Origin of the sequence: Actibacterium pelagium (assembly GCF_002285415.1) — a bacterium.
In the GTDB taxonomy this organism is placed as follows: Bacteria; Pseudomonadota; Alphaproteobacteria; order Rhodobacterales; family Rhodobacteraceae; genus Actibacterium_B; species Actibacterium_B pelagium.
Map to the genome: position 1 here is coordinate 852,257 of NZ_NSBU01000007.1, position 13,319 is coordinate 865,575.

Annotated in this window: 14 protein-coding genes; 3 read left to right on the top strand and 11 right to left on the bottom strand. The window is 55.2% G+C overall.

Translation table 11 applies throughout. The features are described 5' to 3' along the window. The first annotated feature begins 1 nt into the window (after nucleotide 1). A complete protein-coding gene (gene iolG, locus CLM58_RS13095; RefSeq protein WP_095596346.1) occupies nucleotides 2-991 on the top strand; it encodes an inositol 2-dehydrogenase in 990 nt (329 codons plus the stop codon). Between the two features lie 80 nt (nucleotides 992-1,071). On the opposite strand, the gene phoB is transcribed toward iolG, so the two are convergent. The 7 genes from phoB to CLM58_RS13130 all read right to left on the bottom strand — a co-directional run bounded on the left by phoB (nucleotide 1,072) and on the right by CLM58_RS13130 (nucleotide 8,434). Beyond that, nucleotides 1,072-1,764 carry a phosphate regulon transcriptional regulator PhoB gene (phoB, locus tag CLM58_RS13100; protein ID WP_095596347.1) on the bottom strand — a complete coding sequence of 231 codons (693 nt, stop codon included), beginning with the start codon at nucleotides 1,762-1,764 and terminating at the stop codon, nucleotides 1,072-1,074. Then, nucleotides 1,764-2,480 (bottom strand): phosphate signaling complex protein PhoU, encoded by a 717-nt coding sequence (gene phoU, locus CLM58_RS13105; RefSeq protein ID WP_095596348.1) that lies wholly within the window; start codon nucleotides 2,478-2,480, stop codon nucleotides 1,764-1,766. The genes phoB and phoU overlap by 1 nt, the downstream gene beginning before the upstream one ends. Nucleotides 2,481-2,490: 10 nt before the next feature. After that, entirely contained in the window at nucleotides 2,491-3,279 is a 789-nt protein-coding gene (gene pstB, locus CLM58_RS13110; RefSeq protein WP_373286797.1) for a phosphate ABC transporter ATP-binding protein PstB, read from the bottom strand. A gap of 20 nt (nucleotides 3,280-3,299) precedes the next feature. Beyond that, a complete protein-coding gene (gene pstA / locus CLM58_RS13115) occupies nucleotides 3,300-4,628 on the bottom strand; it encodes a phosphate ABC transporter permease PstA (protein ID WP_095596350.1) in 1,329 nt (442 codons plus the stop codon). Continuing rightward, on the bottom strand, nucleotides 4,625-6,097 hold the full coding sequence (gene pstC / locus CLM58_RS13120) for a phosphate ABC transporter permease subunit PstC (protein ID WP_095596351.1): 1,473 nt from the start codon (nucleotides 6,095-6,097) through the stop codon (nucleotides 4,625-4,627). Before pstC ends, pstA begins: the two co-directional genes overlap by 4 nt. 93 nt (nucleotides 6,098-6,190) lie before the next feature. Then, nucleotides 6,191-7,228 (bottom strand): substrate-binding domain-containing protein, encoded by a 1,038-nt coding sequence (locus CLM58_RS13125; protein ID WP_095596352.1) that lies wholly within the window; start codon nucleotides 7,226-7,228, stop codon nucleotides 6,191-6,193. A 165-nt stretch (nucleotides 7,229-7,393) separates the two neighbouring features. Beyond that, the gene (locus CLM58_RS13130) at nucleotides 7,394-8,434 is read right to left on the bottom strand and encodes an ATP-binding protein (protein ID WP_095596353.1); all 1,041 of its coding nucleotides are present in this window, start codon (nucleotides 8,432-8,434) and stop codon (nucleotides 7,394-7,396) included. A gap of 229 nt (nucleotides 8,435-8,663) precedes the next feature. On the opposite strand from CLM58_RS13130, the gene CLM58_RS13135 reads away from it, so the two are divergent. Further along, nucleotides 8,664-9,038, top strand: a complete 375-nt coding sequence (locus CLM58_RS13135) for a hypothetical protein (RefSeq protein WP_095596354.1) — start codon at nucleotides 8,664-8,666, stop codon at nucleotides 9,036-9,038. Here CLM58_RS13135 and CLM58_RS13140 read toward each other — a convergent pair. Genes CLM58_RS13140 through CLM58_RS13150 form a run of 3 tightly spaced genes read right to left on the bottom strand, consistent with a single transcriptional unit; the run spans nucleotide 9,035 to nucleotide 11,088 of the window. After that, entirely contained in the window at nucleotides 9,035-9,565 is a 531-nt protein-coding gene (locus CLM58_RS13140; RefSeq protein WP_095596355.1) for a gamma carbonic anhydrase family protein, read from the bottom strand. The two genes, CLM58_RS13135 and CLM58_RS13140, sit on opposite strands and share 4 nt — an antisense overlap. Further along, nucleotides 9,562-10,203 carry a guanylate kinase gene (gene gmk / locus CLM58_RS13145; protein ID WP_095597103.1) on the bottom strand — a complete coding sequence of 214 codons (642 nt, stop codon included), beginning with the start codon at nucleotides 10,201-10,203 and terminating at the stop codon, nucleotides 9,562-9,564. The genes CLM58_RS13140 and gmk overlap by 4 nt, the downstream gene beginning before the upstream one ends. Before the next feature lie 3 nt (nucleotides 10,204-10,206). After that, nucleotides 10,207-11,088, bottom strand: coding sequence for a YicC/YloC family endoribonuclease (locus CLM58_RS13150; protein ID WP_095596356.1), 882 nt, complete (start codon nucleotides 11,086-11,088; stop codon nucleotides 10,207-10,209). 177 nt (nucleotides 11,089-11,265) lie between these two features. Here CLM58_RS13150 and CLM58_RS13155 point away from each other — a divergent pair, with 177 nt between their 5' ends. Continuing rightward, a complete protein-coding gene (locus tag CLM58_RS13155; RefSeq protein WP_095596357.1) occupies nucleotides 11,266-11,934 on the top strand; it encodes a PAS domain-containing protein in 669 nt (222 codons plus the stop codon). On the opposite strand, the gene CLM58_RS13160 is transcribed toward CLM58_RS13155, so the two are convergent. Further along, nucleotides 11,931-13,304, bottom strand: a complete 1,374-nt coding sequence (locus CLM58_RS13160; RefSeq protein WP_095597104.1) for a class II 3-deoxy-7-phosphoheptulonate synthase — start codon at nucleotides 13,302-13,304, stop codon at nucleotides 11,931-11,933. The two genes, CLM58_RS13155 and CLM58_RS13160, sit on opposite strands and share 4 nt — an antisense overlap. Nucleotides 13,305-13,319: the final 15 nt, after the last annotated feature.

Sequence of the window (13,319 nt, forward strand, 5' to 3'; positions counted from 1 at the left end):
GATGTTGAGAATTGGTCTTTTGGGCTGCGGCCGGATCGGACAGGTGCATGCCCGCTCTGCTACACACCTCGACGGGGTTTCTGTAGCTGCAGTCGCAGATGCTTTCCCCGAAGCCGCACAGGCGTTGGCAGCTAAAACCGGCGCCACGGTAATGGACCCTGATGCTTTGATCACAAGCGATCAGGTCGATGCGGTTGTTATCGGCACCCCGACCGACACGCATTACGACCTGATCCATAAAGCCTCGGCTGCGGGCAAGGCGATCTTCTGCGAAAAACCCGTGGACATGTCGGCAGATCGTATCCGCGAATGCATCACCGCAGTCGAAGCCGCAAATGTCCCCTTCATGACCGCCTTCAACCGACGTTTCGATCCCAACTTTGCCAATGTGCAGTCCCGGATCAAAAACGGAGAGATTGGGGATGTCGAGATTGTCACCATTCAGTCCCGGGACCCCTCCCCGCCCCCGATCAGCTATGTCAAAAGCTCCGGTGGGTTGTTCCGGGACATGATGATCCATGATCTGGACATGGCGCGTTTTCTGTTGGGCGAAGAACCGATCAGCGTTTTCGCTGTGGGGTCTTCTTTGGTCGACCCCGAAATCGGAAAAGCGGGTGACATCGATACAGCCGCCGTCACCTTGACTACGGCGTCAGGAAAGATCTGCCAGATTTCGAACTCTCGTCGCGCCACTTACGGCTATGATCAACGGATCGAGGTGCATGGCTCTGCCGGGATGCTTCGGGCCGAAAACATGCTGGAAAATTCTGTCGAGGTTGCGAATGAAGCAGGCTTTCGGCGGGCACCGGCCCAGCATTTCTTCCTTGAACGGTACGAAGCCGCCTATGCGGCCGAACTAAAGGCCTTCGCGGATGGGGTCACTCAAGGAACGCCTATCACACCGGGCATCGTGGATGGGTTGAAAGCCCAACTTTTGGCAGATGCCGCAGCCTTATCATTAGAAGAAAAAAGAATGTTTTCAATTGGTTAACTTGAATAATTAACCAACAGACTTTTCGATAATAACGAGGCTCTGATCAGGCCCCGTCATTGTTGTTGGCTCAAAAACCCTTAGCCCAAAGCGTAGCCAGCCCCGCGGACTGTGCGCAATGGGTCATCTCCACCGTGTTGGCAAAGGGCCTTGCGCAAGCGTCCAATGTGAACGTCTACAGTTCGTGTATCCACATAGATATCCCGCCCCCAGACGCGATCCAGAAGTTGTTCGCGGCTCCAGACGCGGCCCGGTTTTTCCATCAACGTGGATAGCAGGCGAAATTCGGTCGGACCCAGTTTCAGGGGCTCATCCGCGCGCGAAACCTTATGTGTCTCGGCATCCAGAACGATGTCTTCGTATTCAAGACGCTGGCCTACGGTGGCCGGTCGGGTTCGGCGTAACTGCGTACGAACCCGCGCCATCAATTCAACGACCGAATAGGGTTTGACCACATAGTCATCCGCACCGGTTTCAAGCCCGCGGACACGGTCGACCTCTTCGGAACGGGCAGACAGCATGATGATCGGCACCCCGCGTGTTTCGGGGCGCGTCTTTAGCCGGCGGCAAACTTCGATACCCGACACATTTGGAAGCATCCAATCCAGTACGATCAGGTCCGGGCTTTCCTCGTCTACGCGCAACAGGGCTTCTTCACCGTTGTCGGCTTTGACGACGTTGAACCCTTCAGCTTCTAGATTGTAGGTCAGAACTTCGCGTTGTGCTGGTTCGTCTTCAACGACCAGTACGGTAGGATGCTCGACGTTTTTCATCACTCATTTCCGTGCGTTTCGATCGAGGTGCGATCCCGTTTCGGACGCCCCTCATCAGGCATCTCACCAGTCACAAGGTAAATCACCTGCTCAGCGATCGAGGTCACGTGGTCGCCCATGCGTTCGATGTTCTTGGCAATGAAATGCAGGTGCATACAGGCGGTGATGTTGCGTGGGTCTTCCATCATAAACGTCAGGAATTCACGGAACAGCGCGTTGTACATCTGATCGACCTCTTGGTCGCGCAAACGAACATCTTCCGCCAATTCTGCATCGCGCTGGATATAGGCGTCCAGCACGTCTTTCAGCATGGTTTCAACGGTCTTTGCCATTCGACGGATCGCACCGGACGACCCATCAATCGGCGGCATTTGCACCAGAACCGAGGTCCGCTTGGCCAAGTTCTTGGCATAGTCGCCTACCCGCTCAAGGTTGGCGCTGATCTTCATGACAGTCAGAACGGTCCGAAGGTCACGGGCAATCGGCTGACGCAGGGCCAGCACGCGGGCGCATTCTTCGTTGATCTGCTCTTCGAGTTCGTCGATTGCGGCGTCGTTCTTGCGAACCTTCTCGGCCAATTCTTCGTCGCGAGTTTCCAAGGAGTTCGCGGCCTGAAGAATGGCGGCCTCGGTCAGACCGCCCATTTTCATGATCATGGCCTGAATGGTTTCCAGATCGGTGTCGTAGGAACTTACGATATGTTGTTGTTCAGACATTGGATTTTCCTTAGCCAATACGGCCGGTAATATAGCTTTCAGTGCGCGGATCTTTGGGGTTGGTAAAGATCTGGCCGGTGTCGCCGTATTCCACGAGGTTCCCCAAGTGGAAGAAGGCGGTCTTCTGGCTCACACGGGCGGCTTGCTGCATCGAGTGTGTGACGATCACCACCGAATAACTGACACGAAGTTCGTCGATCAGTTCTTCGACTTGCGCAGTTGCAATCGGGTCCAGGGCCGAGCAAGGCTCGTCCATCAACAGAACCTCAGGCTCTGTCGCGACGGCGCGCGCAATACACAGGCGCTGTTGCTGGCCACCAGAAAGTCCAGTGCCTGGTGCGTGCAGACGGTCTTTGACCTCATCCCAGATTGCGCCGCGACGAAGGGACTTCTCCACGATGACGTCTAGATCAGCTTTGCTGTTGGCCAGACCGTGGATACGGGGACCATAGGCGATGTTGTCATAGATCGACTTGGGGAACGGGTTCGGCTTCTGGAACACCATGCCAACCTTCGCACGAAGCTGCACCGGATCGACGCGTTTGTCATAGATGTCTTCACCATCCAACAGGATGTCGCCTTCGACACGACAAATGTCGATCGTGTCATTCATTCGGTTCAGGCAGCGCAGGAAGGTCGACTTACCGCAGCCCGACGGGCCGATGAAAGCGGTGACGGTTTTATCCTCGATCTCGATGCTCACATCTTTGATCGCATGGTTGTCACCATAGTAAACCTGAGTGTTGCTCGCGGAGATCTTGATGTCGTTAGCGGCCACTTTTCTCTCCAGAATTCGCATATCGTTCATGGGTATTTCCCTTACCAGCGACGCTCAAAGCGGCGACGCAGGATGATGGCAATGATATTCATGGTCAGCAGGAATGCCAGTAGGACGATGATCCCGCCCCAGGCTTTCTCGTAGAAGCTGACGTCTGCACGGGCCGCCCAGGTGTAAATCTGGGCTGGCATGGCCGAGTTCGCCTCGGTGAAACCAGCGACAATACCTTCCGGATAGCCGCGGGCCACAAAGCCCACCATGCCGATCAAAAGAAGCGGTGCGGTTTCGCCCAAAGCCTGAGCCAGACCGATAATGGTACCCGTCAGGATGCCCGGCATGGCCAAGGGCAGCACGTGGTGGAACACGGCCTGCATTTTCGAGGCCCCTACCCCCAGTGCCGCGTCACGGATCGACGGCGGAACCGATTTCAACGACGCACGGGTCGAGATGATGATCGTCGGCAAGGTCATCAGGGTCAGAACCAAGCCACCGACAAGCGGCGCGGATTGCGGCAGGTGCATGAACTGGATGAAGACAGCCAGACCAAGGATACCGAAGACAATCGACGGAACCGCCGCAAGGTTAGAAATATTCACTTCGATCAGGTCAGTCAGCCTGTTCTGCGGCGCGAACTCTTCAAGATATATCGAGGCGGCGACACCAATGGGCAGCGACAGCACAAGCACCACGATCATCATAAAGAACGACCCCACGACAGAGGCACCAATACCCGCCCCACCGGGGTTGTCCACGCCCGAGTCTGCGCCGGTGACAAAGGTCCAGTTGAAGGCTTGCTTGATGATTCCGACTTCTTCCAGCGCGTCGACCAGATCAAGGTCACTCAGCATCAGGAAGCGGCTGTCTTGCAGCGTGTCACGGCTTACGCGCCCCTTGAAATAACCATCGACGCGGCTGGAGGCTGCCAGCTCGAACTGGACAGGTTTACCCAAATCGGCTGCGTTTGCCTTGTAATGCTCACGAAGCGTGCCGCCGACCTTGCCCAGAAGGCGTTCAATCGCTTTGGCATCGAAATCAATCGACAGGCCGCTGGCGGTCAGTTGATCCTGAAGCTCTGCGATAAAGAGGTTCGAGTAGGCTTTGGTCTTGAATAGCTCTTTCTCAGACGCGTCGAATTGTTCCTGCGTCAGCACAAATTCAACATCCACGACGGTCCGTGTGAAGGCCGGCATGCCAGAACGCACGATAGACACGAAGAGAACCACCAAGAAGGCGAGGCCCATCAAGATCGCGGTAAGACCATAAGCACGGAAACGCTTTTCTGCTGCGTTGCGCTTGGCGGTCCGCGCATCTGAAGATATCAGCGAGCTTTGCTTACGCGGTTCGGGGCTTTGGGCGGTTGCGTCGGTCATTCGTACTGCTCCCGGTATTTGCGCACGATGTAGAGGGCGAGAACGTTCAGACCCAAGGTCAGAACGAATAGGGTCATGCCAAGGGCGAACGCCACCAGTGCCTCGGGCGAGGCGAAGTCAGCGTCGCCCGTCAGCTGGCTGACGATCTTGGCGGTGACAGTGGTCATCGCATCAAAGGGGTTCATGCTAAGCCGGGCCGCGGCCCCTGCCCCAAGAACCACGATCATCGTCTCACCAATAGCGCGCGAGGCCGCCAGCAGGATCGCACCAACGATGCCAGGCAGCGCTGCGGGCAGGACAACTTGTCGAATGGTCTCGGACTGGGTTGCACCCAAACCATAGGAACCGTCGCGCATCGCCTGCGGTACGGCATTGATGATGTCATCAGACAGAGAGCTTACAAACGGGATCAGCATGACCCCCATCACCAAGCCCGCAGTCATCACGGCGGTGCCCGATTGCATCCAGCCTAGCCCATCGTCACCGAAGAACTTCACCAGCAGCGGACCAACCGTCAGCAGCGCAAAGAGACCGTAAACGATGGTCGGGATACCGGCCAGAACCTCTAGCAATGGCTTGGCCACAGCACGCAGGCGTGGCGACGCATATTCGCTTAGGTAAATCGCCGCGAACAGGCCGATCGGAACCGCAACCGTCAGGGCGACAATAGAGATGTAGAACGTCCCCCATAGTAGCGGCAGGATGCCAAGGTCCGAAGCGCCCCCACGTCCCGAGAAGCTGGGCGCCCACTTGGTTCCGAAGAAGAAATCCATGAATGGATACAGACGGAAGAACTCGAGCGTATTGAAAACCAACGACAAGACGATGCCGACGGTGGTTAGGATCGCGATAGAAGCGGCGCCTATCAAAATGGCTTTCAGGCCGGCCTCAACCACGTTACGGGCACGAAATTCCTTTTGGGTTTCACGAAGTCCGAAAAAGACCCCAGCCAACGCAATCAGGATGACAAGCCCGCTCATCACGAAGTAGCCGGTCGCATTCATGGCGCGGTATTTCTGAGCACCACGCAGAATGTCCTGCGTCACATCTGCAGTTACAATCTGGCCCGCGTCCTTCAGGCTTTGCGTCACTTCGGCCAGATCCGCATCGGGATCGGTGGCGAACTCTGTTGTCATTTCACCAAGGGCAACCGCGTTCTTAAGGCCATCAGCAGTGCGTCGCACCTCTGCCATCACCAAACTGCGAGAAGAGCCCTCTGCGACGGCACTATCAGGGATCGTACCCGAAACCTGCGAACCCACGTACAAGGGCTGAAGCAGAAGCCATAGGATCATCACCCCTATGGCGGGAACCACAGACTTCAGCGCGACGTTCGCACCGTAATAAGACGGCAAAGAGTGCAGGTGACGGCTATCGCCCCCCGCACTTGCCAAAGCTCGCGATCGGCCAAGCACGTACCCCGCGCCTGCAATCGCCAACACTATCAGAGTGAGCCAAAGTAGTGGCATCGTGCCTCCAGAGAGCAGTTGTTTTAAAAAGGTCCTAAAAGGTCAAAGGGGCGACGAAATATGCCGCCCCTGAAAATCTGGCTTGGCGCCAAATTACATGTCTTTGCCCATGACGACTTCGCCATCAACGGCTTCTTGGGTCGCGGCCAGTTCTGGGTCAGCAACCAGACCGTACTGGGCCAGCGGGCCTTCGCCGCCTGCAATTTCGTCAGCAACGAAGAACTGAGCGAATTCTTTCAGGCCGGGAATTACACCGATGTGCGCTTTCTTCACGTAGAAGAACAGCGGACGCGAAACCGGGTAAACGCCTTCGGCGATTGTCTCGGTGGTCGGAACAACACCAGACATGGTCGCGACTTGCAGCTTGTCAGTGTTGTTTTCGTAGAATGCCAGACCGAAGACGCCGATGCCGTCTTTGTTGGCTTGGATACGTGCCAGGGTCTCGGTGTAGTCACCGTCGATGTCGACCGACAGACCGTCGGTGCGCACTGCCAGACATGCATCTTCTGCATCGTCTTCCGACATGCCCGCGGCTTGCATTGCTTCAAAAGCACCGGTGGCTTCACAACCAGCAGCGATTACTTTTTCTTCGAAAACTTCACGAGTGCCGTGCTTGGTGCCCGGGATGAACGCAGCGATCGGCTGTGCCGGGAACGCGTCGTTTACCTGGTCCCAGGTGGTGTTCGGGTTGTCGACCAGTTGACCGTCAACAAGGATTTTCGGTGCCAGAGCGTTGAACCAGTCCGACGGGGTGAATTCAAAGTTGAAGCCGTTGATGTCCGACGCGAAGACGATCCCGTCGTAACCGATGCGGACTTCGATGATCTCGGTCACGCCGTTCTCGGCGCAAGCTTTGATCTCTTTTTCGCGAATGGCGCGCGATGCGTTAGCAACGTCGATGGTGTTTTCGCCAACGCCTTCGCAGAAGCGCTTCAGGCCAGCCGACGAACCGCCCGATTCAACAACCGGTGTCGGGAAATCGGTGTTGTCGCCGAACAGCTCTGCCACGATCGAGGCGTAAGGCAGTACGGTAGAAGAACCAGCAACCTGAACGTTGTCACGTGCGGCAGCAGCAGTGGCCGAAACGGTGGCAATCGCCAGAGCAGAGGCGGTCAGTTTCACGAAGGACATTTGTAGCTCCTGATGTCATTTCTTGGCCCCTTAGTCAGAGACCTTGCCGCGGGTCCTAAGCAGCGCTGTTAAGGCTTTTGTGACACTTGTGTAACTGTTTTATGACAATGCGGGTTTTCTGACGAAAATTTAGACAAACAGGCAATTCTTTGCAGAGATCTGACGTTAGGTCATCGGCAAAATGACGGTGAATTTGCTGCCTTTTCCCGGCTTGCTTTCGATACGGAATCGGCCCCGATGCCGATTCACAATGTGCTTTACGATTGCGAGGCCAAGACCCGTACCCCCCTTCTCGCGAGAGCGGTGACTGTCGACCCGATAGAACCGCTCGGTCAGACGGGGAATATGGACGGGATCGAAACCCTCTCCATCATCCATGACTTCGATATGGACGGCCGGACCACGAAACGCAATTTCCCGTTCGACCTTGACCAATCGCACCTGAACGAGTCCGCCCACTTTGCCATACTTGATGCCGTTTTCGATTAGGTTGGTGAATACCTGGGTCAACTGGTCCGGATCGCCACGCACGAACACCTCGTTTTTGGCCCCGATCAGTTCCACCTCATTTCCATGATCAAGTGACAGCTTGCGAAGCCCGGTGATCGTGGATTTCAAAAGACCACTCACATCAACCTTCTCGTCTGGACGCATCCTCTCTTCGCTTTCCACCCGGCTTAGCTGAAGAAGGTCGCGAACCAAACGGTTCATGCGCTCGGCCTCTTTCTCCATGATGCCTAGGAAACGATCGCGCGCTGCTGCATCATCTTTGGCGGGACCGCGCAAAGTCTCTATGAACCCAAGCAACGCTGTTAGAGGCGTTTTCAGCTCATGGCTGACATTCGCCACGAAATCACGTCGAATTTGACCCGCCTGCTCTCTTTCGGTGACGTCTTCAAACACCACCGCCGCGCCCCATGAAGTGCCATCGGCCACGGGTGACGCCGTCACATTATAGGTCGCCTCACGGTTCACCTCAGAGGTGAGAAAGCGAACTTTGCGCACCTGTTGAAGCCTTAGCGTGTCCTCTACGCAGTCCAGCAACTCTGGGTGCCGCAATACTGTTATGAAGTGCCTGCCAACACTTCCAGTTCCGAACAATTCCTCTGCCTGTTTGTTCATTGCGCTGACCCGTTCGCGCCCGGAAACAAGGACGACCGGAACAGGCAAAGCGTCCAAAACATCGACGGGAATAGTTTGTGTCATGTCGCGTTCACCGATGGATTACCTTTCGCGGACCTTTGGCGAATTACATGGAAAAGTAAATCGTTTGACACAAGAACAGCAAATTGACGAAATAAGTCTCCGCTTAATCATCTGGTAATGTCTTAAAAGTTTAGTAGAGTTTAAACCAACTTTATTCTGTCATCTTTTTCCGTAATGGGTGATAGTAAAGTTCCACTTAAAGATGAAACTTAGCGCGACGGCGTAGCGAATGAAAAAGAACCCGGCTCTTAATTTGTTGGCGCAGCCCACCGTGCTGGACCCGATCACGTTGTTGGTCGGCACGACAATCATGGACTTACCTGCGCCCTTGCGAAGCCGATTGAAAGATCGGGTAGAAAGCTTGCCGCTGGTCTATATCCACGCAGTTCTTTCTAGAGCTCCGGAAACCCGCGAGATCATTACTCCACTGTTCTCAGACACGTTTGACGCGATGGAGCTGGCCGAAGAATTAAATCTGGCGGATTACACCGGTGCCCTGACAGTGATTGCGCCATCACTGCCAGAGCCAACACTGGTCTTGCAAGAATTGCAGATGATTTGCCCCGACGTTCAGGTGAAACTAGAGCAGCGCGCGCCGCACTAGCTTATTTTTTCCAAGCCGTCCCGGAACAAACGCATCCGGTCCTGATAGTGCTTGGCTGATTGAAACAGCCCGTCGATTGCGTTCTGGTCAAGTTCCCGAACAACCTTTCCCGGCATTCCCATGACAAGGCTGCCGTCCGGAATCACCTTCCCTTCGGGGATAAGCGCCCCCGCCCCGATCAGGCAGTTATTTCCGATCTTCGCTCCGTTCAGAACAGTTGCCCCCATCCCGATCAGGCTTTGGTTGCCGATCGTGCAGCCATGAAGCATAGCCTTATGTCCGATGGTGCAATTATGGCCGATGGTTAGCGGATAGCCCATATCGGTATGAAAGACGCAGTTTTCCTGAACATTGGTGCCCGCGCCAAGTGTTATTGGCTCGTTATCCCCACGCAATGTCGCTCCGAACCAGACAGAGACGCCGCTTTCAATCAGCACTTCGCCGATCACATTAGCATCTGGCGCAACCCAGAAATCTCTGTCCTCAGGCAAAATCGGCGCGCGGTTTTTCAGGGCATACAACGTCATTTTTTGTCCTCGAATTCTTGCTGAAGTTGACGGACATGGCCAAGCAGTCCGGGTTGTTGCGCGCGCTTCAGTCGTGTTGCTTCCACAATGGTCCGAAGCTGCGCTTCGGTCTTGTCCAGATCCTCGTTCACCAGAACGAAATCATAGTATCCCCAATGGCTGATTTCGGTCCAACTTTTGTCCATGCGGCGTTGGATGACGTCTTCGCTGTCCTTGCCACGTTCCACAAGGCGACGGTGCAATTCGGTAATCGACGGCGGCAGAAGAAAGATAGACAGGGCATGAGGAGCCAGATCAGAGTTTCGGATCTGCAGCTCTCCTTGCCAGTCGACGTCGAACAGAACGTCTCTGCCGCTTTCAATTGCTTCCTTCACAGGCGCCTTCGGAGATCCGTAATAGTTGCCAAACACATAGGCGTGTTCCAACATTTCCCCGTCTGCAACCTGACGTTTAAACTCTTCTTCTGAAAGGAAATAATAATCCTGCCCGTCCACCTCACCCTCACGCGGGGCGCGCGTGGTGGCCGAGACTGAAAAGCTAAGCGTGTCGTCCCATTTCATCAGCCGTTTGGCCAAGGTGGATTTACCTGCACCCGAGGGCGACGAAAGGATGATCAAAAGGCCGCGGCGGTCCTGCATCATTCACTCCACATTCTGTACTTGTTCGCGCATCTGATCGATCACGACTTTAAGGTCAAGGCCGATCCGGGTCAGTTCTTTTGACTGAGACTTCGAACACAGGGTGTTGGCCTCTCTATTGAACTCTTGCGTCAGAAAATCCAGCTTTCGGCCGACAGGCTCTTTAATAGCCAGCAATTCACGCGCCGTCGCTATATGGGCGGTCAAGCGATCCAGTTCTTCTGTAACATCAGTCTTAACGACGATTAATGCCAGTTCCTGTGCCACACGTTCCGGATCCGCTGTGCTGACCCCTTCAAGCGCTTTTTCAAGGTTGGCTTTGATGGTCGCAGACCATGTCTCTTTACGGGCCGATGCTTCTTGTGTGGCCTCGGAATTTAGCGTTTCGATCCGCTCAATCTGACCACTAAGAATATCGTGAAGCGTATCACCTTCGGTTTTCCGCATCGCGTTGAAACTGTCGACCAACTGCGCAAACTCTTCCAACAGAGCATCACGAAGGGGTGCCGTATCGTCGGTGGTCGTGGCCTGCTCTAGCACACCGCGTTGGTTCAAAATCGCAAGCGCCGTTGTCGGGGCAAGGTCAAGGTCTGCCCCTTCCAAACCGGCGGTTTCCACCTGTTTTATCTGGGCAAGCACTTCTTCCAGTGCTGACTGGTTCACAACAGTCATCGCCGCTTCGGCATCTTTGCCGATCTTCAAAGACAGGCTTAGGTTGCCACGCGCAACCTTGCCCTTCAACGCAGTTCGCACTGCAGGCTCTAACCCTTCGATCCAATCGGGCAATCGCGGCCGAAGATCCAGCCCCCGCGCATTCACACTACGCAACTCCCACACCCAACTGTGCCCAAACCCCTGCCCGGTCAAAGACGCATAACCAGTCATCGAATGAAGATTTTTAGGAGGCTGATTAACCATTTGGAAAGTTTTCTCCCGATTTGGACCGCGTTTATGAGAAATTAACAATTGAGTAACGAGTGTCGAAGTAGCGTTAACAGAGCATTAAGTTCGCGACAACGACAGAGACAACGACAAGGGGGTCCTGTCGCGGACCGTGGTGCTATGCGTGATCAGGTGATTGATTTAATGCAATATAGAAATGCTGAACATTTCCATTTGCTGAACGAAGTGGAATCCTATTGGGAAGCGCTTCGTGATGGGGCCTCGGCCCCTTTTCGCGATCAGATTGATCCACGCGGCCTCGAACGAGCTTTGGACAATGTTTTCTATATTGAAAAGCTAGGCGCTGGCGCAGTTCGCTTCCGGCTTGCCGGCAAAGTGGTTGAACAGCTGATCGGGATGGACCCACGCAGCATGCCGTTTGTCAGCCTGTTTGACGGCGCCGATCGTACGGCTGCTCGCAATCTCGTCGAAAATGCCTTTGAGCGCCCGCAGGTTGTCAGAATGCGCCTGTTCTCGAAAGGACCTAATGGTCAGTCCAAATTTAATCTGTCCGGAGGTCTGATCCTGTTGCCCCTGAAAGATGCTAAGGGATCTGTCAGAAGGGCCTTGGGATGTTTACAGGTCGAGAAAAAAGATGCGCCTTCGATGAGGAACTTCACAATTCAAACGGTGACCACGCGCAATCTGGCACCGCTTGAAAAGCGGCCAGAAAAAATGCCCCCTCTGATCGAGGAGGCATTTACCGAGTTCAATGAAGACCCGGCCAAGTTCGACCACAAACCCGCAAAAACTGACGTCACGCCATTTCTGCGGGTCGTGAAATCTTAGGTGTTCACGGCGGCCTGTTTCGCCGAGTCGTGACGCTTTGACAATTCTTCAGCAACCAGGAAGGCCAGTTCCAGCGATTGCGAAGCATTCAGGCGCGGATCGCAGGCGGTGTGGTACCGGTCCGACAGATCTTCGTCAGTGATCGCACGAATACCGCCGGTGCATTCGGTTACGTCTTTGCCGGTCATCTCGAAATGCACACCACCGGGGATCGTCCCCTCGGCCGCGTGAACGCCAAAGAATTCCTGAACTTCACCAAGAACATTGTCGAACGGGCGCGTCTTATAGCCAGTTGCCGACTTGATGGTGTTGCCGTGCATGGGATCACAGCTCCAGACGACATTAGCGCCTTCTTCCTGAACGGCCTTGATCAGGCGTGGCAGGTGATCACCCACATTGCCCGCACCGAAACGTGCGATCAGGGTCAGACGACCCGCTTCGTTTTCCGGGTTCAGGGTTGCCATCAAGTGTTTCAGGTCATCCGCTGAAGTGGTCGGGCCGCATTTCAAGCCGATCGGGTTGATTACGCCCTTACAGAACTCAACATGCGCACCGTCGGGTTGACGGGTCCGGTCGCCGATCCAAATCATGTGACCAGAGCCAGCAACCCAGTTGCCGCTAGTGGAATCGACACGCGTCAGCGCCTCTTCATATTCCAACAGAAGCGCTTCGTGCGACGTGTAAAAGTTCACAGTCCGCATGCTGTCGGAGTTGTCAGAATTCATGCCGGCCGCGTTCATGAAGTCCAGCGTATCCGAAATGCGGTTTGCCATATCGCGGTAACGCTCGGCTTTCTCGCTATCGGTAAAGCCCAGTGTCCAGGAATGGACGTGATGCATATCGGCGAAACCACCTTGCGAGAATGCCCGCAGAAGGTTTAGCGACGCGGCCGCCTGTGTGTAGGCCTGTAACATACGGTTCGGATCGGGCACACGGTCTTCGGGAGTGAAGTCAAAGCCGTTGATGATATCGCCACGATAGGACGGCAGCTCTACCCCACCCTTGGTTTCCGTCGGCGCAGAACGCGGTTTCGCGAACTGGCCCGCAACGCGTCCCACCTTGATGACCGGCACTTTCGCGCCGTAGGTCAGTACCATCGCCATCTGCAGCATCACCTTGAAGGTGTCGCGGATCGTGTCGGCGGAAAATTCACCAAAGCTTTCCGCGCAATCGCCGCCCTGCAACAGGAAGGCCTCGCCGCGCGATGCGGCAGCCAATTTTGCGCGAAGGGCGCGTGCTTCGCCTGCAAAGACCAGCGGCGGATACTTTGCAAGCTGAGCCTCCGCGGCCTCCAGCGCTGCAGAGTCCGTATATTCGGGCATCTGAACTCTGGGCTTGTTGCGCCAGTCAGTTTTTTGCCACTGTGCCATCTCTTTGCTCCATAA